This window comes from Salinicola corii (assembly GCF_008298015.1).
In the GTDB taxonomy this organism is placed as follows: domain Bacteria; phylum Pseudomonadota; class Gammaproteobacteria; order Pseudomonadales; family Halomonadaceae; genus Salinicola; species Salinicola corii.
Map to the genome: position 1 here is coordinate 77,430 of NZ_VTPX01000014.1, position 17,797 is coordinate 95,226.

The following is a 17,797-nucleotide window of genomic DNA, read 5'->3' on the forward strand; positions in this document are numbered from 1 at the left end:
ATGGGCGGCTCATGCCGTGGCGGCCAGGGGGCGTGGCGTTGGCAGATGTCGCTTGAGCTGGCGGGAGAGTTTCTTCTCCACCAACTCGTAGCTGAGCCAGGAGCAGAGCGCGATGACGGGCAGGCAGATCGCCAGCGCCAGGTAGGGGGCCAGGCCGAATTGCTCGGTCAGCACGTAGTTGCCCGACCACAGCACGATCACATGCAGCAGGTATGTGGAGTAGGACCAGTCTCCCATCGCTTTGAACACCCGGTTGTTGCCGATACGGGTCTCCATCCCGATGAAGGCGACCACTAGCAGCGCGCTCGGTAGTCCCCAGGCGAGAAACCGCAGTGCACCGGACGGATCGTTGAAATGGAGGATCGTGGCGCTGCTGACTAGCGCCAGCGCGATCGGCCACCAGCGTCCCTCGGGCATTCCGTAGCGTCTGTAGATGGCGCCGATCCCCATGCCCAGCAGGAATTCGAAGATGATCGGATCGGTGTAGAAGTTGCTGATGAACGGCTGGTGGGCAAACAGTGTGTTGATGACCACGATTGCCAGCACCACGCTCCATAGCCGCCATTCGCGCTTGAGCATCAGCGAGGCCGCGAACACCACGTAGAACAGCATCTCGAAGTTCAGCGTCCAACCCACCGGCAGGATGGGATAGTAGCCGTAGCCGGCGGGGTTCTCCGTGGGCAGGAAAAACAGCGACATGATCAGGCCCTTGAGACTCAGGCCGTACTCCGGCATGACGTTGCTGGTGAAGTAGATGATCGCGGCGGTGATCAGCGTATAGAGCCAGTAGGCGGGCACGATCCGGACGAGCCGGTGCAGCAGGAACTGCGGCATCGTCAGCCGTTTGCCGCGACTGGAGACGTAGATGATGAAGCCACTGATGACGAAGAAGATATCCACACCCACCTGGCCGCGGGTGGAGAAGAGGTACTCGACCCAGTTGTCCGCCTCGAAGCTGAAGAAGACCTGCATGAAATGGTGGAAGACGACGATCCATGCCGCCAGGGCGCGTAACGCCTGTACCGAAATGAGCATCCCTCGAAGTCCTTGCCCAGAAGTCTAAGACGCCTCTTGAGAAGGGTGGATGCCGAAAAAGTTCGGCGTTATTACGCAAAATTACAAAACGCTGTTTCTATTTGCAGCCTGTCGCGCCGGTTCTCTGCCGCGTCACCGCTGACCCGTTCGAGTCGGCCGCGGCTCACAGCTTCCGCAGTGCCACCTGCTCCACCAGATGATCGCGACCCTTGCGCAGGATGAGATCGGCGCGTGGGCGCGTGGGGAGTATGTTCTCGCGCAGATTGCGGCGATTGATGTCACGCCACAGCCCTTCGGCGATCTCGAGCGCCGCCGCCTCGCCGATCTGGGCATAGCGGTGGAAGAACGACTCGGCGTTCTGGAAGGCGGTCTGCCGCAGCAGTTTGAAGCGTTCCAGGTACCAGTCGTGTATGTGAGCTTCCTCTGCATCGATGTAGATCGAGAAGTCGAAGAAGTCGGAGACGAACGGCACCATCTTGCCGTCTTCCGGGAGGTCGCGGACCTGCAGCACGTTGATGCCCTCGACGATCAGGATGTCGGGGCGGTCGACGATCTGGTATTCGCTATCGCGCACGTCGTAGGTCAGGTGCGAGTAGAGCGGCGCCCGGACATTGCGGGCCCCGGCCTTGATCCACGACAGGAAGCGCAGCAGGGCCCCGATATCGTAACTCTCCGGGAAGCCCTTGCGGGCCATCAGCTCCTTGTCGCGCAGCGTGGCGTTGGGATAGAGAAAGCCGTCGGTGGTGACCAGGTCGACCTTGGGGCTCGACGGCCAGCGCGCCAGCAGCTCCTTGAGGATGCGCGAGGTGGTCGATTTGCCCACCGCGACGGAGCCCGCGATGCCGATGATGAACGGCGTCTTCTGGGTGTCGTCGATGTCTAGGAAGCGTTTGCGCTGGGCGTACAGCCGCTGGCTCGCCTCGACGTAGGAGGAGAGCAGGCGTGACAGCGATAGGTAGATCCGTCGCACCTCGCCCAGGTCGATCGGGTCGTTGAGCGAGCGCAGCCGCTGCAACTCTTCTGCCGATAGTGTCTGCGGCGTATCGGCTCGAAATTCGGCCCACTGCTCGGCCGTGTAGAACTGATACGGGGAGAAGGGGTCCGGTCTCAATTGATTCATCGTGTCTCTTTCACTGTCGAACCGCCGCGTGGTCGGTACGCTGCAGGGGCTAGGGGACGTCATTGTCGACATTCGCGGCAAATTGTCTCAGTTGCATGGGGCGAATGCCACGCGAATCGGCGCTGCCGCAATCGGTGAAACCCAGTCGCCGATAGAGATCGATCGCCGCCCGGTTGTCGGCGAAGACATTGAGTGTCACGCGCTCGGCGCGGCGTTGGCGGGCTTCGTCCAGCAACTGACGACAAAGCGCTTCGCCAAGCCCCTGGCGTCTGCGCGATGGCGACACGATGATCCGGGCCAGATGATAGTGGCGCTCGCCTTTGACCACGAGCTGGCCGAAGGCGAGCGGCTCGCTGCCGGTTACGAGGCAGAACGAGAGCAGGCTGCCGCCGTCGATTTCCCGCCATAGCTTGGCGCCATCCGTCGGCCACGATAGGCCGGGGCCAGCCCAGCGCTCCAGCGCCCGTGCCGTTCCGATCCATTCGGCGATGCGGGCAAGATCCGTCGGCAGCGCCGGGCGCCAGCGGTTGTCAGCCATGGCGGATGCCGCTTCCGGTCGGCCGCGGCAAGGAGACGGCCACGTTGTCGATCAGCCGCGTCGAGCCCAGATAGACCGCCCCCAGCAGGCGGCCTTCGGCATGGCGAGCGATATCGAACGGGGCCAGGGAGGGCCCGCGGATCTCCAGGTAGTCGACTCGAAAACCGGATGCCTGTAGCGCTTGCCTGGCCTCCGAGAGCGCGGCGTCGGGTGGCCGGCCACTGGCCAAGGCGTCGCGGCAGCGCGACAGCTCCCGGTGGAAGGCGGGCGCCAGGGCCCGGTCGTCGTCACCGAGGTAGCCGTTGCGCGACGACAGCGCGAGGCCGTCCTCGGCACGGACGGTCGGCACGCCGACGATCTCGATCGGGAAATGCAGGTCGGCCACCAGCTTGCGGATGACGGCCAGTTGCTGGAAGTCCTTCTCGCCGAAACAGGCGATGTCTGGCTGCACCAGGTGAAACAGCAGCGAAACCACCGTGGCGACGCCATCGAAGTGGCCGATGCGGGTGCCGCCGCAAAGCCCTTCGGAGACGTCCGGCACCTGGACCTGGGTCTGCGTCTCGAGTCCGTCGGGGTAGAGCGTCTCGACGCTGGGGGCGAAGAGGAGATCGCAGTCGTGCGCCGCCAGCTTGTCGCGGTCGCTTTCGAGGGTGCGAGGATACTGGCCGAAGTCCTCGCCGGCGCCGAACTGCAGCGGGTTGACGAACAGCGTGGCGACCACCACGTCGGCGAGTCCCCGGGCCCGGTCGACCAGGGCCAGGTGGCCGGCGTGGAGATTGCCCATGGTCGGCACCAGCGCGATGCGCCGCCCCGCCATTCGGTGGGTCTGCAGGGTCTCTCGCAGCGGCGCGATATCATGCAGCGTCTGCATCAGAAACAGTGCTCCTCGGCCGGGAAACGACGGGATTTGACCGCTTCGTCATAAGCGCGGAACGCCGACTCGATACTTTCCTGGCCGGGTAGAAAATTCTGCACGAAGCGTGGCACATAGCCACTGTTGAGCCCCAGCGTGTCGTGCATGACCAGGATCTGCCCATCCACGTCCGGGCCGGCACCGATGCCGATGACGGGGGCGGCGACGGCGTCCCTGACCGCTTTGCCCACGGCCCGGGGCACGCACTCCAGCAGGATGACGGCGGCGCCGGCCTCGACCAGTCGCTGGGCATCGTCGACGATGCGCTGGGCCGCATCGGCGGCCTTGCCTTGAACCTTGAACCCGCCGAGCTGGTGGACGCTCTGCGGGGTCAACCCGAGATGGGCGCAGACGGGAACGCCACGGCGCGTGAGTTCGCGGATGCCGTCGGCCATCCAGGCTTCGCCCTCGATCTTGATCAGTTCGGCGCCGGCGCGCATCAGCTCACCCGCGTCGCGCAGCAGTTGACCGATATCGGCGTTGCTCATGAACGGGAGATCGACCATCAGCAGGCTTCGCTGCTTGCCCCGTGCCACGCAGGTGGTGTGATAGCGGATGTCTTCCAGGGTGACGGGCAGGGTGCTGGCGTGTCCCTGCAATACCATGCCCAGCGAGTCGCCGACCAGCAGCACATCGATACCGGCGGTATCGGCGCAACGCGCCAGCGTGGCATCGTACGCGGTCAGACAGCTGAACGCCGCGCCGCGCGCCTTGCAGTCGCGCAACGTGTCCAGGGTAACGCGCTTCATGCTCTCTCTCCCAATCGCGCCGAGCCCTGCTCGCTACGGCGTTGACGAAGGCTCCGACCTGCGGCTCGCGACCAGGGCGCGAGCCCATCCATCATGCCCGACAGGGCGATGCGGAGCAGAGTGTAGTGAGTTGCCCACCAGACGCAACACGACATTGGCGGCATGCCGAGGGTTCACGCCGGCAGACGGTGCAGCGTTTGGTCCTTCAGCCTGTTTGCCAGACTCCCCGGCAGCTCGCCGCCGAGGGAGAGCGTCGGCGCGATTTCAGCCAGGGGTTCCAGCACGAATCGGCGATGCATCATCTCCGGATGGGGCAGGGTGAGACGAGGGGAGTGGCAAGTGAGGCCCGCGTACCACAGCAGGTCCAGATCCAGCGTCCGGGGCCCCCAGTGGCGATGCCGCACACGGCGATGGCGCTGCTCGATCGCCTGGAGCTGGTCGAGCAGCGCCAGCGGCGAGAGTCGAGTGCGCACGGCGACGACGGCGTTGACGAAATCGGGTTGATCCTGGAGGCCGACCGGAGCGCTGGCGTAGAGAGAGGAGACGGCAACGCGCTCGCTCACCGGTAGCGAGGCCAGTGCCGACACTGCCCGCGCCAGTTGGTCACGGGGCGACTCCAGGTTGCTGCCCAGGCCGACATAGGCCAGGGCGAAGCGTCGGTGGTCAGTCATCCAGCGTCGGCGGTGTCGGCTTGTTGGTCGGCCGCCGACGCTTGCGCGGGCGTCGACGGCGGGGTTTGGGACTCGTTCCCGCCGGATTGCCGTTGCCGCCGCCGGTGTCGTTGGCGAGTAGCTGGCGCTGCCCCTCCTCGTCCGCCTGCTGGAATTCGGTCCACCAGGCACCCAGGCCTGGGGCCAGCTCGCCGGCTTCCTCGCGCAGCAGCAGGAAGTCGTAGGCGGCGCGGAAACGCGGATGTTCCAGTGTCTGGAACACCCGACGGCCGCGTCGGCGCGGGAGTTGCTGCTGAAGATCCCAGATCTCGCGCATCGGGATGCTGAAGCGCTTTGGGATCGAGGTATGTTGCAACTGACGACTGATGACCTGCTGCGCGGCGGCCTGCTGAGCCGGGACGTCCGGCAGGTCCTGCTCGTGGGCGATGCGCGGAGTGCGCTGCTGGACGCAGGGCCACAGCAGGGCGCCAAACAGGAAGGCAGGCGTGACCGGCCGATCCTGGGCGATCCGCGCATCGGTGTTGGTCAGCGCCTGCTCGACCAGCTTGACCGCCCAAGGATGCTCGTCGAGGACTTCGTCGCTCTCGGGGAACAGCATCGCGAACAGGCCATGATCACGCAGCACCCGGAAGCTCTGCAGCGCGTGCCCGGAGAGGAACAGCTTGAGCACTTCCTCGAACAGCCTCGCCGGCGGGATCTGCAGTAGCAGCGGTGCCAACTCGCGAATCGGTGCCTCGGTACCTTCGGCAATCCGGAAGTCGAGCTTGGCGGCGAAACGCGCGGCGCGCAGCATGCGCACCGGATCCTCGCGATAACGGGTTTCCGGATCGCCGATCAGGCGGAGCACGCGATCGTCCAGGTCCTGGAGACCGCCGGTCCAGTCATGGATGGCGAAGTCGGTTACGCTGTAATAGAGCGCGTTGACGGTGAAGTCGCGACGAATCGCGTCCTCTTCGACGCTACCCCAGACGTTGTCGCGCAGCAGCAGGCCTTCGTCCGACTGCTGGCTGTGATTGCCCGTGTGCTCCTCGCCATGCCGTCCGCGAAAGGTCGTGACCTCGATCACCTCGCGCCCGAAGCGGACGTGAACGATGCGGAAGCGCCGGCCGATGATCCGGGAGTTGCGAAATAGCTGACGTACTTCGTCCGGTGTTGCGTTGGTGGCGACATCGAAATCCTTGGGCCGGTTGCCGAGCAGGGAGTCCCGAATGCAACCACCGACCAGATAAGCGTCGTAGCCGGCGCCATTGAGTCGATACAATACCTTGAGAGCGCTTTCGCTGAGGTTCTGACGCGAGACGTTGTGTTCGTCGCGAGGAAGGACTTGACGGGTGGTCGTGGTGTCTTCGGCCGCTTGAGCGGATTCCGGGCCGAAGAAAGTCTTCAAACGTTCACCGGGACGTTGGAGGAAACGGGAAAATCCTTTGAACATGCGGCGAAATCGACTCGCGAGGTAGCAAAACTCCAGTGTAGCGGAGGCTAGAAGCCTTGCAAAGGCAATGGGGAATGAGAGGAGGGTCTAAAGGCTCTGCACAGGCCTCGCCGTAGGCGGATCATGTCGGCATTCATCGTAGATTCTCACGATGGAACGAACGGGGTCGACGGGCATAGTAAAAGGGGAGACCCGATAGGCCTCCCCTTGCAAGGATGCTTCGCAACGTCCATGCCGCTTCTTCTTGTTCGTGATGGCGCATCGCCTTGAATACGCACCACAGTCGCTGAACGAGCGTGCAGTCACTGGCTTGTCGTTATCAGCCATACTGTGCGTAGCGACCACCTCGTATTCAAAACAATAATCCAACCACGACAGGCAATGCCCCTTCTCGGTTGTTGTCATTGTTCCGAGAAGTCTCCAGGTCACGAGGAAGCTTGTTGTTGTTGCCTCGTTGATGAAGAGCGTCGCGTCCTGATTTTGCGTCGGCTCGAGAACGATTGTTGTTGTTCGTGTCCTCGTTCGCCCTTGGCCAGTGTTGTTGTTGTGGGCCGGTGGCGATCTGCCTTCCTAGGTTGAGTGCCGTCTTGTTGTTGTTGTCGGCATTGGGAGTTATCCGATCCCTCTTGTTGTTGTTGGGCTTTATCGGTACCCGCTGTTGTTTTTCTTGTCTTAGTTACAGCACGTGTCGTGCCACTCCTTGTTTTTTTAAACAAAATCAATTATTTGTGCTTGTCTGTCCATGCTGGTCGTCGTATGGCGACCAGCATGGAGGCACCCGGATGATTCATAAGGGGGCATCTGCAGCGGATCATGCGTAATTGTGGTGCGCCCCTTCTGCGCAATGGCGACAGGGTGGCGCAAAACGGCGCGAGTTTCGCTTAGACAATAGTCTTCAATCGAAGGGAGAAGCGGTTTCGGCGGCGCGGAATGGCGCGCTTCGAACGTCAGGCAGGCGGCGGCGATAAACCTTGCAGAAGGGCCTCAATCCGGCCGTCGACCCGGGATCGCGGTCATCGCAAGGGGGGACCAATGCTCGAGAGCGTGTGCCAATTGAGTGGATACGTCGGCCTGGCGTAGCGTGGGAGATGGCGCCTGACCCAGCAGTTTCAGCGCCTGATGGAGTACCGGTCGAGCCAGAGTGCCATCGTGGGGAATGGCGGTCGCGAGATTCTGTTTGGACAGCTTCTGGCCATCCTCGCCCAGGATCAGCGGCAGATGCAGGTAGCGCGGCTCAGGATAGTTCAGTGCGACCTGGAGCTGTCGCTGCCAGGGGGTATTGTCGAGCAGGTCGAAGCCGCGAACCACATCGGTGATGCCCTGCTTCGCATCATCGACCACCACCGCGAGCTGATAGGCCCAGAGGCCATCCTTGCGCTTGATGACCACGTCGCCCTGGGTGGTCGGGTCCAGGCATTGGCTCCCGAACAGGCGATCTTGCCAGCACACCGGCTGGATGCCCTTGTCGGTCCTCATTCGCCAGGCCTGGGCGCGCCCGGGGTGAAGTGGGCCATGGCGGCACCAGCCGGGGTAATGGCCATGCTGCTGCCACTCGCGCCGCGAGCAGCCACAGGGATAGGCCATTCGGTCGGCGATCAGACGGTCCAGCGCCGCCTGGTAGGACGCTCCACGGGAGCTCTGATGGAGGATCTCCCCATCCCACTCCAGGCCGAACGCTTCCAACTGGCGGCGAATCCAGTCGACGGCGTCTGGAGGGCAGCGTGGCGGATCGATGTCCTCGATGCGCAGCAGCCAATGGCCGCCGGCTGCTCTGGCATCCAGCCAACTGCCCAGCGCCGCCACCAGGGAACCCAGGTGGAGCGGGCCGGAGGGCGTAGGCGCGAAACGGCCGATATAGCCCGACGTAGATGGCGGAGCAGTGGTCATGAGGCGGCTCGTTACGTGGGATATGGCAGTGCCGAGTGCCGCGAGGATAGCGCGAAACGCAAGACGGACACCGATCAAGGTGCCCGTCGTGTATCTACGGCAACCGAAGCCGTTCAGCCGCCGAGCTGCTTTTCCTTGAGCTCGGCCAGCGTTTTGCAGTCGACGCAGAGCGTCGCCGTGGGGCGGGCTTCGAGGCGGCGAATGCCGATCTCGACGCCACAGGCCTCGCAGAAGCCGTAGTCTTCCTCGTCGATCTTCTCGATCGTTTCATTGATCTTCTTGAGCAGCTTACGCTCGCGATCGCGCGTACGCAGCTCCAGGCTGAAACCCTCTTCCTGTGTAGCGCGATCGGCGGGGTCTGCGAAGTTGTTGGCTTCTTCCTGCAAGTGGCGAACCGTACGGTCGACCTCTTCCATCAGATCCTGTTTCCAGCCCAGAAGGATCTCACGGAAATGCGCAAGTTGTTTGTCATTCATATACTCTTCACCCGGCGCCGGCTGGTACGGGGTGAATTGACTGGGCGCTTCCGTTTTCTTTTCCGCTACTGGCATGGGGGCTGCCTCGTTACGCAAGTGTCGTGACGCGTGTGTCTGGCCGAGTATCGGCCGGGGCAGCGTCTGCCACTGCCCGAAGCCATGCTTATTTAGCGAAAAAGTTGTCGCTTTGCAACCGAATGGGCGCTTTATTTTTCTCATCCCGGTTCGTGAACCCGGGAAATCGGGGGCATCCGCCGGGTGGGGGATGCCGCGACTATCGTCTCTCTGGACCGAACCTCTCTGGGCTTTCGTCTTTCTGGATTCAGCACCACATGAATTATCCCACTCTTCTCCCTGGCATATTGTTGAGACGCTACAAGCGGTTCCTGGCCGACATCGAGCTTGAGGATGGCCGCGAAGTCGTGGCGCACTGTCCGAATACCGGCTCGATGCGCGCCGTCAACGTTCCCGGTTGCCGTGTCTGGGTGTCGCCGAGCACCAACCCCGCCCGCAAGTTGTCGTGGACCTGGGAACTGATCGAATTGCCCGATGGCACGGGTGGCTTCGATCTCGTGTCAGTGCACACCGGGCGTGCCAATGCGCTGGTCGAGGAGGCACTGCGCGGCGGTTTCGTCCCGGAGCTCGCTGGCTTCGTCGAGCTCAAGCGAGAGGCCAGCGTCGAGGGGGCCAGGCTAGATTTCCGTTTGAGAGAGGCACAGGGGCGCGATACCTTCGTCGAGGTCAAGCAAGTCACGCTCAAGGAGAGTGACGGACATGGCTATTTTCCCGATTCGGTGAGCGAGCGTGGAAGCCGCCATCTCGAGGTGCTGGCCCAACTCGTTGCCCAGGGCCATCGCGGGGTGCTGCTGTTCTGCGCGGCGCACACCGGTATCGACGATGTGGCGCCGGCGACGCATCTCGATCCTGTGTACGCACGCACGCTTCAGGCGGTCGCCGAGCGCGGTGTTGAAGTGCTGGCCTATGGTTGCCGGGTGACGCGGGTGCAGGGTCGTCCTGTCGCGATGGAGCTGGCACGACGCCTGCCGGTGGATCTCGAAGGCATTTGGTAGCCCGCCGCCACGCTGATGGACGAGGGCGATTAGCGCGGGTGTGGAGGCGATGGAGGCCGTCAGCGCCCGCGTCTGACCCGGAAGATGGCCGTCTCGCCGAACAGATTGGGCCAGAGCCGCGATGTCCAGTGCCCCTCGTGTTCGGCGCTGCCTACGGCCTCGTCGACGATGGTGACGCCCTTGTCACGGCACAGTTTGGCAAAGTCCTGGAACGTCGACAGGTGGATATTGGGCGTATCGTACCAGGCGTGGGGCAGGGAGCGGGAAACAGGCATGCGACCACGGAAAGTCAGGTGAAGCCGGTGTTTCCAGTAGGCGAAGTTGGGGAAGGCGATAATGCACTCCGGGGCCACCCGCAGCATTTCGTCCAGCATGGTGTCCGGGCGGCGCAGGACCTGCAGTGCCTGGGTCATGATCACCAGGTCGCAGGCATCGTCCACGAAATTGCCCAGGCCGTCGTCGAGATTCTGCTCGAGCACGTTGACGCCTTTGGTCAGGCACGCCGAGATCCCTTCCGGATCGATTTCGAGGCCGTAGCCGGTGACGCTCTTGTGGCGCGCCAGCGCCGCCAGCAGCGTACCGTCGCCACAGCCCAGGTCGAGGATGCGGGCATCTTCGGGCACCCAGTCGTAGATCAGTTCGAGATCCGCGCGCATCAGTTCGTCCCTCCGTTGAGCTCGGCATCGATGCGCCGCATAAAGCTGCCGAAGATCGACTCGTACTGGTCGTTGGGTAGCAGGAAGGCGTCGTGCCCATGCGGGGAGTCGACGTTGACGTAGCTGACCGCCTTGCCGGCTCTCAGCAGGGCATTGACCAATTCCCGCGAGCGGGCCGGGGCGAAACGCCAGTCAGTGGTGAAGCTGACAACCAGGAATGGACAGTCGGCCGGCGCCAGCGCGGCTGCTAGATCGCCGTCGTACTGGCCGGCGGGATCGAAGTAGTCCAGCGCCTTGGTCATCAGAAGATAGGTGTTGGCATCGAAGCGGGTCGAGAAGGTATCACCTTGGTGGCGCAGGTAGGACTCCACCTGGAATTCGACGTCGTAGCCGAAATTCAACTGGTCACTGCGCAGGTCGCGGCCGAAGCGCGAGCCCATCGAGTGCTCGGACAAGTAGGTAATGTGGCCGATCATCCTGGCCAGTTTCAGGCCCAGCTTGGGAATCGCGCCGTGGTCGGCGTACCAGCCATCGTGGAAATCGGGATCCGAGCGGATCGCCTGCCGTGCCACCTCGTTGAAAGCGATGTTCTGCGCCGACAGTCGCGGGGTCGCGGCGATCACCGCCGCGTTGGCCACGCGCTCCGGATAGGCGATCGTCCACTGCATTGCCTGCATGCCACCGAGGCTGCCGCCCACCACGGCGGCGAAGCGCTCGATGCCGAGCCGGTCGGCCAAGCGCGCCTGGCTGTGGACCCAGTCCGCGACCGTCATGACCGGAAACGTGGGGCCCCACTGGCGGCTGGTTTGCGGGTCGACGCTGCCGGGGCCGGTGCTACCGTGGCAACCGCCGAGGTTGTTGAGCGAGACAACGAAGAAGCGGTCGGTATCGATCACCTTGCCGGGGCCGATGTAGGCGTCCCACCAGCCGGGCTTGAGCTCGTCGGCGCTGTGGAAGCCCGCAGCATGGTGATGACCGGAAAGGGCGTGACAGATCAGGACCGCGTTGCTGCGCTCGGCGTTGAGCATGCCGTAGGTCTCGTAGACCAGCTCGAAGCGTTCGAGGGTCTTGCCGCAGGCCAGGGCCAGCGGCGACTCGAATGTCGCGGTCTGCGGTGTGACCAGGCCGACGGAGTCTGACGGAAAGGAAGCGGACATGAATCGGGATAGTCTCCAGGTTCAGCGAGGGCACGTGGCCGATTCACATCGGTGAGTGCCCGGACGCCGCCAGCCGCTACTCGTCAACGGTCCATGAACTTTTCTGGCGTGGATCGTCGTCGAACATGCGGGACGGGCGGCGGAGGCGGCCGGCGTGGCTCAGAAGCCGACCAGGGCGCCCGGCAGGCCGGCGGCACGGGCCAACGAGCCGACGACGACGCTATCGAGCAGATTGATGGCGATGAACACCACGATCGGCGAGAGATCGATCATGCCCAGCGGCGGTATCACGCGGCGCACCGGGGCCATGATCGGCTCGACGATCTGCATCACCAGCAGTGCTCCTGGATGACTGGCGCGCGGCGCCACCCAACTCAGAATGATCATGATGATCAGGGCGAAGAAGTAGATCTTGAGAATCGCATTGAGCACGCCTGCGATGCCCGCCAGCAGCAGGCCCTGCAGCGGCGGCATGCCGAAACCCGCAATCTGGAAAATGGCGGTGATCACAATCACCTTGAGCAGAAAACCCACGAACAGCGTGGCGATATCGATGCGCCCGACGGGTCGCAGGATCTTCTGAACCGGCGCGACCACCGGCTGTGTCGCCTTGACGATCCCCTGGCTCAGCGGGTTGTAGTAGTCCGCCTGCGAGAATTGCAGCAAAAAGCGCAGCATCAGCACAAACAGATAGATGTTGACCAGCGTGTTGACCAGCATCAGGCCGGCGCTTCCGAGATTACTGCCCATTACGTTCTCCTAGTGATTCGGCGGGTTCCATTCCGGCTCGTTCAGTTCTGACCCAATTCGCGCGACAGTTCGCGGGCGCGCTCCGCGCAGGCGTGGGTCGCGCGGCTAACGATCTCGGCCAGTCCGGCATCCTCGAAGGCGTGGATCGCGCGCTCGGTGGTGCCGTTGGGTGAGGTGACGCGTCGGCGCAGTTCGGCGGGGGCGAGCTCGCTCTCCCGCGCCATCTTGGCGGCGCCGAAGGCGGTCTGCAACGCCAGTCGGCGGGCGCTCTCGGGCGCCAGGCCCTGCGCTATCCCGGCTGCCTCCAGCGACTCCATGAACAGGAAGAAGTAGGCCGGGCCGCTGCCGGAGATGGCAGTCACGGCTTCGATCTGGGCTTCCTCCTCCACCCACTCGACCAGACCCACCGATTCCAGCAGTTCGGTCGCGAGTTGACGTTCGGCGGCGCTGACGCGGTCGTTGGCGTAAAGGCCGCTCGCGCCTTCGCCGACCAGCGAGGGCGTGTTGGGCATGCAGCGGATCAAGGCCAGATCGCCCCCCAGCCAGGTGTCCAGCGTCGCGGCGTCGAGCCCGGCCGCCACCGAAATGACGAGAGGCCGACGGGCCTGAATGCTATCCCGCAGCGACAGGCAGAGGTCGCGCATCATTTGCGGTTTGACAGCGAGGACGACAACATCCGCTTCCTCAACCGCGGCCAGATTATCCTGCATCGCGCGAATACCATAGCGCTGACCGATGGCATCGCGCTTTTCCTGGCTGCGTGACGTGGCGACGATGGCATCGGCGGGGTAGCCGCTCTCGAGCATCCCGCCGAAGATGGCGCTGGCCATGTTGCCGGCACCGATGAAGACGATGCGGTTGGCGTTTGGCGATTCGGTCATGACTGGGTCCTTGGGGTCGATCTGAAAAGGAGCGATGTCGTCAGCTCCCGAGTGGCGGGCGGCTACCGAAGATGGCGGTACCCAGGCGAACGATGGTGGCGCCTTCCAGGACGGCGGCCTCTAGATCGCCGCTCATGCCCATCGAAAGGGTGTCCAGGGGCGCTTCGGGAAAACGGCGCTGTAACTCGGCCAGCGCGGAAGCGACCTGGCGGAATGCGTGACGCTGCTGGTCTCTGTCGTCGCTAGGCGCCGGTAACGCCATCAGGCCACGCAGGCGAAGATTGGGAAGCGCCAGCAGTGACTCGGCGAGTATCGGCAGGTCGTCGATGTCGACTCCTGCCTTGCTGGCTTCGCCGCTGACGTTGAGCTGCAGGCAGAGATCGATGGGACCCAGCGCCGGCGGGCGCTGCTCGGAGAGGCGGCGGGCGATCTTCTCCCGGTCGACCCCATGCACCCAACTGAAATGCTCGGCCACGTCGCGGGTCTTGTTCGACTGCAGTGCACCGATGAAATGCCATTCGATGTCGTCGAGATCGGTCAGTGCCTGCTGCTTCTCCAGGGCTTCTTGCAGGTAGTTCTCGCCGAAGGCGCGTTGACCGGCGGCATAGGCGAGGCGCAGCATATTTGCCGGCTTGGTTTTGCTGACAGCAAGCAGGCGTGCGCCGTCTTCCGGCCGGCCGGCCGCGGACAGTGCTGTCTTGAGGCGCTCGCGGGCGCTGGAGAGAGACTCGGACACCGATGCTTCTGGCATACTGGATGGCGACCTTACGCAGGGGATCGAATAAAAGCCCATGGATATTACCGAACTGCTGGCGTTCTCGGCAAAGCACGACGCTTCGGACCTGCACCTGTCGGCCGGACTGCCACCCATGATTCGGGTCGATGGTGACATGCGTCGTCTCAACGTGCCCGCGCTCGATGACAGCCAGGTCCGGCGCCTGATCTATGATGTCATGAACGACCGACAGCGGCGGGATTTCGAGGCCGCGCTCGAAACCGACTTTTCGTTCGAGGTCATCGGCGTGTCCCGCTTTCGTGTCAATGCGTTCACTCAGGGACGTGGCGCCGGCGCGGTCTTTCGCACGATTCCCAGCAACGTGCTGACGCTCGACGATCTCGGGTTGGGTGATGTCTTCCGGCGCCTGTCGATGTTGCCGCGAGGCCTGGTACTGGTCACGGGCCCGACCGGCAGCGGCAAGTCGACGACCCTGGCGGCGATGATCGACTACATCAACAGCAACCGCCAGGAACACATTCTGACCATCGAGGATCCGATCGAATTCGTGCACGAAAGCAAGCGCTGCCTGATCAACCAGCGTGAAGTGCATCGCGATACCAAGGGCTTTGCACCGGCCCTGCGCTCGGCCCTGCGCGAAGATCCCGACGTCATTCTGGTGGGCGAACTCAGGGATCTGGAAACCATCCGGCTCGCGCTGACGGCTGCCGAGACCGGGCACCTGGTGTTCGGCACCCTGCACACGACGTCGGCGGCCAAGACCATCGACCGGATCATCGATGTTTTCCCTGGTGACGAGAAGGGCATGGTGCGCTCGATGCTGTCCGAGTCGCTGCAGGCGGTGATTTCGCAGACGCTGCTCAAGCGTGAAGGCGGTGGGCGTGTTGCGGCTCACGAGATCCTGGTGGCGACGTCGGCGATTCGCAATCTGGTACGGGAAGGCAAGGTCGCGCAGATGTACTCGGCGATTCAGACCGGCGGTAGCCTGGGAATGCAGACGCTGGACGCGGCGCTTTCCCAGTTGGTGGCCAGTGGTGTGGTGACGCGCCAGGAAGCCCATGCCAAATCGCGCGCCGGGCTCGACCAGTGAGTTCGCGCTCCGGATTCAGGTATCAGGACATGACATGACTCCCTCTCAATGGTTTGAGCAACTTCTCGATATCATGCTGGCCAAGCAGGCTTCGGACCTCCTGATCTCCACCGGTGCGCCGCCCTGCCTGAAGCTGGATGGCAAGCTGGTGGCGCTGGGTGACGTGCCCCTGCAGCCGGATCAGGTGCGTGAGCTGGTGGCCATTGCCCTACCTCAGGGGCGGCGAGAGACGTTCGAGGCGGAACACGAGGCCAATTTCGCCCTGAGCTTGAGCGGCAAGGGTCGCTTTCGCGTCAGCGCCTTCTTCCAGCGCAGCCAGCCGGCGATGGTCGTTCGACGAATCGCTTTCGACATTCCCGATCTCGAATCTCTGGGCTTGCCGGAGGTGACGGGGACGTTGGCTTCCATTCGGCGCGGGCTGGTGCTGGTGGTGGGCGGAACCGGCAGCGGCAAGTCGACGACGCTGGCCTCGATGATCCAGCACCGCAATCGCACGGTCGGCGGCCATATCATCTGTATCGAAGACCCTATCGAGTACATGCACCCGCACCAGCGCGGCATCATCAATCAGCGGGAAGTGGGCATCGATACCGAATCCTACGAGGTCGCGCTGAAGAATGCCCTGCGTCAGGCGCCGGACGTCATCATGATCGGCGAGATACGAAGCCGTGACACCATGGAGCTGGCGCTCAGCTTTGCCGAAACCGGCCATCTCTGTCTGGCCACGCTGCATGCAAACAGTGCCGATCAGGCGATCGAGCGGATTCTCGGTCTGTTTCCGCCGTCGCGCCAGGAACAGATCTGGATGGACCTGTCGCTCAATCTGCGCGCCGTGGTCGCCCAGCGACTGTTGCCGCGTCAGGATGGCGTCGGGCGCTGTGTCGCGACCGAGGTGTTGCTCAAGTCCCCATTGATCAGCGAACTGATCCGCCGTGGTGAGGTGGCAGAGTTGAAGGATTTGATGCGGCGCTCCAGAGGTCAGGGTATGCAGACCTTCGATCAGGCACTTTACGAGCTTTTCCGGCGTGGAGATATCAGCGAGAGCCTGGCGCTGGCTCACGCCGACTCGGCCAACGATCTACGCATGCTGATCAAGTATGGCGAACGCCGGGACGCCGGGGACGGGAGCGATGATGGCGCGAGATTCTCGCTGATCGACGACGAGTGACCGGAAGCGCCCTGGCTTGGCGTCGGTGTCGCCGATCAACGATGGTCGGAGACTCATGCTAAGATTGCCGCCTTTCAAGCTCGATAGCGTTGGTAAGGGAGACGGACACGATGGCCGAGGTCGATGAAGCGCTGGCGTTGATCAAGCGCGGCACGCAGGAGATTCTGATCGAAGATGAGCTGGTGAAAAAGCTCGGATCCGGTCGCAAGCTCCGGATCAAGGCTGGCTTCGACCCCACGGCTCCCGACCTGCACCTGGGGCACAGCGTGTTGCTGACCAAGATGCGTCAGTTCCAGGATCTCGGCCACGAAGTGATCTTCCTGATCGGCGACTTCACCGGCCGGATCGGCGATCCCACCGGCAAGAACGTGACGCGCAAGCCGCTCACCGAGGAAGAGGTCAAGGCCAACGCCCAGACCTACCGCGAACAGGTCTTCAAGATTCTCGATCCCGACAAGACCGAAGTGCGCTTCAATGCCGAGTGGTTCGGCGAGATGTCGGCGGCCGACATGATCGAACTCTCGGCGCAGTCCACCGTGGCGCGCATGCTCGAGCGCGATGACTTCGAGAAGCGCTATCGCGCCGGCCAGTCGATCTCGATCCACGAGTTTCTCTATCCGCTGGTGCAGGGCTACGATTCGGTCGCGCTGAAGGCGGATATCGAACTGGGTGGAACCGACCAGAAGTTCAACCTGCTGATGGGGCGCGAAGTCCAGAAGCACTTCGGCCAGGAGCCGCAGGTCGTCATTACCATGCCGCTGCTCGAAGGGCTGGATGGCGTGCAGAAGATGTCCAAGTCGTTGAACAACTATATCGGCGTCGACGACACACCCGGGGTGATGTTCAACAAGATCGTGTCGATGCCGGATAGCCTGATTTGGCGCTACTTCGAGCTGCTGTCGCTGAAGTCCAACGACGAGATCGAGTCGATTCGTCGTGACATCGAGCAAGGGGCCAATCCGCGTGATATCAAAATGGCCTTGGCGAGAGAGTTGATCACGCGCTATCACGGCGAAGAAGCGGCAGCCAATGCGCACCGCTCCGCGGGCAATCAGCTGGCGGAAGGGGAGCTGCCCGACGATCTGCCGGAAGTCGAGGTGGATTTCGAGGGCGCTCCCCAGGCGCCGATCGCGGCCGTGCTCAACCGCGCCAACCTGACCAACAACAGTGCCCAGGCCAAGGATATGCTCAGTAACGGCCGGGTCAAGGTCGACGGGGAGGTCGCGGTCAAGGATCTGATGCTCGAGACCGGCAAGCGCTATGTGATCCAGGCCGGCAAGAAGCGTTACGCACGCATCATCTTGAACTAAGTAAGACTTGTCGCTCGATTCTTGTCGATATCCGAAACGCCCGCCCTGCGCGGGCGTTGTGGTATCTGGAGGTTGGCCGAGGGAGAGCGTGTCGGACCGGATGATCAAAAAGTGGCAATCAGCGCTTGCCAAGTCCGGTTCGGGTCCGTAAAGTACGC

At 63.2% G+C, this 17,797-nt stretch carries 18 protein-coding genes; 4 read left to right on the plus strand and 14 right to left on the minus strand.

The window, feature by feature from the left end; translation table 11 throughout:
• Positions 1-9: 9 nt before the first annotated feature.
• The 9 genes from F0A16_RS18610 to dksA form a co-directional block, all read right to left on the minus strand.
• Entirely contained in the window at positions 10-1,035 is a 1,026-nt protein-coding gene (locus tag F0A16_RS18610; protein ID WP_149437035.1) for an acyltransferase family protein, read from the minus strand.
• Between the two features lie 163 nt (positions 1,036-1,198).
• Positions 1,199-2,155: a type I pantothenate kinase gene (gene coaA, locus F0A16_RS18615; RefSeq protein ID WP_187776074.1), complete on the minus strand. Its 957-nt coding sequence runs from the start codon at positions 2,153-2,155 to the stop codon at positions 1,199-1,201.
• Positions 2,156-2,204: 49 nt separating this feature from the next.
• The gene (locus F0A16_RS18620) at positions 2,205-2,693 is read right to left on the minus strand and encodes a GNAT family N-acetyltransferase (RefSeq protein ID WP_149437038.1); all 489 of its coding nucleotides are present in this window, start codon (positions 2,691-2,693) and stop codon (positions 2,205-2,207) included.
• Entirely contained in the window at positions 2,686-3,564 is an 879-nt protein-coding gene (gene panC / locus F0A16_RS18625) for a pantoate--beta-alanine ligase (RefSeq protein WP_149437041.1), read from the minus strand. Before panC ends, F0A16_RS18620 begins: the two co-directional genes overlap by 8 nt.
• Entirely contained in the window at positions 3,564-4,355 is a 792-nt protein-coding gene (panB, locus tag F0A16_RS18630; protein ID WP_149437043.1) for a 3-methyl-2-oxobutanoate hydroxymethyltransferase, read from the minus strand. Before panB ends, panC begins: the two co-directional genes overlap by 1 nt.
• A 173-nt stretch (positions 4,356-4,528) precedes the next feature.
• Positions 4,529-5,026 carry a 2-amino-4-hydroxy-6-hydroxymethyldihydropteridine diphosphokinase gene (gene folK / locus F0A16_RS18635; RefSeq protein ID WP_149437045.1) on the minus strand — a complete coding sequence of 166 codons (498 nt, stop codon included), beginning with the start codon at positions 5,024-5,026 and terminating at the stop codon, positions 4,529-4,531.
• The gene (pcnB, locus tag F0A16_RS18640; protein WP_149437046.1) at positions 5,019-6,458 is read right to left on the minus strand and encodes a polynucleotide adenylyltransferase PcnB; all 1,440 of its coding nucleotides are present in this window, start codon (positions 6,456-6,458) and stop codon (positions 5,019-5,021) included. Before pcnB ends, folK begins: the two co-directional genes overlap by 8 nt.
• Before the next feature lie 984 nt (positions 6,459-7,442).
• The gene (gene gluQRS, locus F0A16_RS18645) at positions 7,443-8,345 is read right to left on the minus strand and encodes a tRNA glutamyl-Q(34) synthetase GluQRS (protein ID WP_149437048.1); all 903 of its coding nucleotides are present in this window, start codon (positions 8,343-8,345) and stop codon (positions 7,443-7,445) included.
• Positions 8,346-8,458: 113 nt separating this feature from the next.
• Positions 8,459-8,896, minus strand: a complete 438-nt coding sequence (gene dksA, locus F0A16_RS18650; protein WP_149437079.1) for an RNA polymerase-binding protein DksA — start codon at positions 8,894-8,896, stop codon at positions 8,459-8,461.
• Between the two features lie 257 nt (positions 8,897-9,153).
• Here dksA and sfsA point away from each other — a divergent pair, with 257 nt between their 5' ends.
• A complete protein-coding gene (gene sfsA, locus F0A16_RS18655; protein WP_149437050.1) occupies positions 9,154-9,891 on the plus strand; it encodes a DNA/RNA nuclease SfsA in 738 nt (245 codons plus the stop codon).
• A gap of 59 nt (positions 9,892-9,950) precedes the next feature.
• On the opposite strand, the gene metW is transcribed toward sfsA, so the two are convergent.
• From metW to F0A16_RS18680, 5 genes are all read right to left on the minus strand, one after another.
• A complete protein-coding gene (gene metW / locus F0A16_RS18660) occupies positions 9,951-10,547 on the minus strand; it encodes a methionine biosynthesis protein MetW (RefSeq protein WP_239023885.1) in 597 nt (198 codons plus the stop codon).
• Positions 10,547-11,704 carry a homoserine O-succinyltransferase MetX gene (metX, locus tag F0A16_RS18665; protein WP_149437054.1) on the minus strand — a complete coding sequence of 386 codons (1,158 nt, stop codon included), beginning with the start codon at positions 11,702-11,704 and terminating at the stop codon, positions 10,547-10,549. The genes metW and metX overlap by 1 nt, the downstream gene beginning before the upstream one ends.
• Before the next feature lie 159 nt (positions 11,705-11,863).
• Positions 11,864-12,454 carry a YggT family protein gene (locus F0A16_RS18670; RefSeq protein ID WP_149437056.1) on the minus strand — a complete coding sequence of 197 codons (591 nt, stop codon included), beginning with the start codon at positions 12,452-12,454 and terminating at the stop codon, positions 11,864-11,866.
• A gap of 41 nt (positions 12,455-12,495) precedes the next feature.
• A complete protein-coding gene (gene proC, locus F0A16_RS18675; RefSeq protein ID WP_149437058.1) occupies positions 12,496-13,335 on the minus strand; it encodes a pyrroline-5-carboxylate reductase in 840 nt (279 codons plus the stop codon).
• Positions 13,336-13,375: 40 nt separating this feature from the next.
• Positions 13,376-14,086, minus strand: coding sequence for a YggS family pyridoxal phosphate-dependent enzyme (locus tag F0A16_RS18680; protein WP_149437061.1), 711 nt, complete (start codon positions 14,084-14,086; stop codon positions 13,376-13,378).
• Positions 14,087-14,126: 40 nt separating this feature from the next.
• On the opposite strand from F0A16_RS18680, the gene F0A16_RS18685 reads away from it, so the two are divergent.
• The 3 genes from F0A16_RS18685 (at position 14,127) to tyrS (ending at position 17,639) form a co-directional block, all read left to right on the plus strand.
• Positions 14,127-15,161 (plus strand): type IV pilus twitching motility protein PilT, encoded by a 1,035-nt coding sequence (locus F0A16_RS18685; RefSeq protein ID WP_149437063.1) that lies wholly within the window; start codon positions 14,127-14,129, stop codon positions 15,159-15,161.
• A 34-nt stretch (positions 15,162-15,195) separates the two neighbouring features.
• A complete protein-coding gene (locus F0A16_RS18690; protein ID WP_149437065.1) occupies positions 15,196-16,329 on the plus strand; it encodes a PilT/PilU family type 4a pilus ATPase in 1,134 nt (377 codons plus the stop codon).
• Positions 16,330-16,439: 110 nt separating this feature from the next.
• Positions 16,440-17,639, plus strand: a complete 1,200-nt coding sequence (tyrS, locus tag F0A16_RS18695) for a tyrosine--tRNA ligase (RefSeq protein ID WP_149437067.1) — start codon at positions 16,440-16,442, stop codon at positions 17,637-17,639.
• The last annotated feature ends 158 nt before the right edge of the window (positions 17,640-17,797 follow it).

Bases quoted from the DNA above. Each gene is read 5' to 3' on its own strand.
- F0A16_RS18610 (WP_149437035.1), bottom strand. From the start codon at position 1,035: ATGCTCATTTCGGTACAGGCGTTACGCGCCCTGGCGGCATGGATCGTC.
- coaA (WP_187776074.1), bottom strand. From the start codon at position 2,155: ATGAATCAATTGAGACCGGACCCCTTCTCCCCGTATCAGTTCTACACG.
- F0A16_RS18620 (WP_149437038.1), bottom strand. From the start codon at position 2,693: ATGGCTGACAACCGCTGGCGCCCGGCGCTGCCGACGGATCTTGCCCGC.
- panC (WP_149437041.1), bottom strand. From the start codon at position 3,564: ATGCAGACGCTGCATGATATCGCGCCGCTGCGAGAGACCCTGCAGACC.
- panB (WP_149437043.1), bottom strand. From the start codon at position 4,355: ATGAAGCGCGTTACCCTGGACACGTTGCGCGACTGCAAGGCGCGCGGC.
- folK (WP_149437045.1), bottom strand. From the start codon at position 5,026: ATGACTGACCACCGACGCTTCGCCCTGGCCTATGTCGGCCTGGGCAGC.
- pcnB (WP_149437046.1), bottom strand. From the start codon at position 6,458: ATGTTCAAAGGATTTTCCCGTTTCCTCCAACGTCCCGGTGAACGTTTG.
- gluQRS (WP_149437048.1), bottom strand. From the start codon at position 8,345: ATGACCACTGCTCCGCCATCTACGTCGGGCTATATCGGCCGTTTCGCG.
- dksA (WP_149437079.1), bottom strand. From the start codon at position 8,896: ATGCCAGTAGCGGAAAAGAAAACGGAAGCGCCCAGTCAATTCACCCCG.
- sfsA (WP_149437050.1), top strand. From the start codon at position 9,154: ATGAATTATCCCACTCTTCTCCCTGGCATATTGTTGAGACGCTACAAG.
- metW (WP_239023885.1), bottom strand. From the start codon at position 10,547: ATGCGCGCGGATCTCGAACTGATCTACGACTGGGTGCCCGAAGATGCC.
- metX (WP_149437054.1), bottom strand. From the start codon at position 11,704: ATGTCCGCTTCCTTTCCGTCAGACTCCGTCGGCCTGGTCACACCGCAG.
- F0A16_RS18670 (WP_149437056.1), bottom strand. From the start codon at position 12,454: ATGGGCAGTAATCTCGGAAGCGCCGGCCTGATGCTGGTCAACACGCTG.
- proC (WP_149437058.1), bottom strand. From the start codon at position 13,335: ATGACCGAATCGCCAAACGCCAACCGCATCGTCTTCATCGGTGCCGGC.
- F0A16_RS18680 (WP_149437061.1), bottom strand. From the start codon at position 14,086: ATGCCAGAAGCATCGGTGTCCGAGTCTCTCTCCAGCGCCCGCGAGCGC.
- F0A16_RS18685 (WP_149437063.1), top strand. From the start codon at position 14,127: ATGGATATTACCGAACTGCTGGCGTTCTCGGCAAAGCACGACGCTTCG.
- F0A16_RS18690 (WP_149437065.1), top strand. From the start codon at position 15,196: ATGACTCCCTCTCAATGGTTTGAGCAACTTCTCGATATCATGCTGGCC.
- tyrS (WP_149437067.1), top strand. From the start codon at position 16,440: ATGGCCGAGGTCGATGAAGCGCTGGCGTTGATCAAGCGCGGCACGCAG.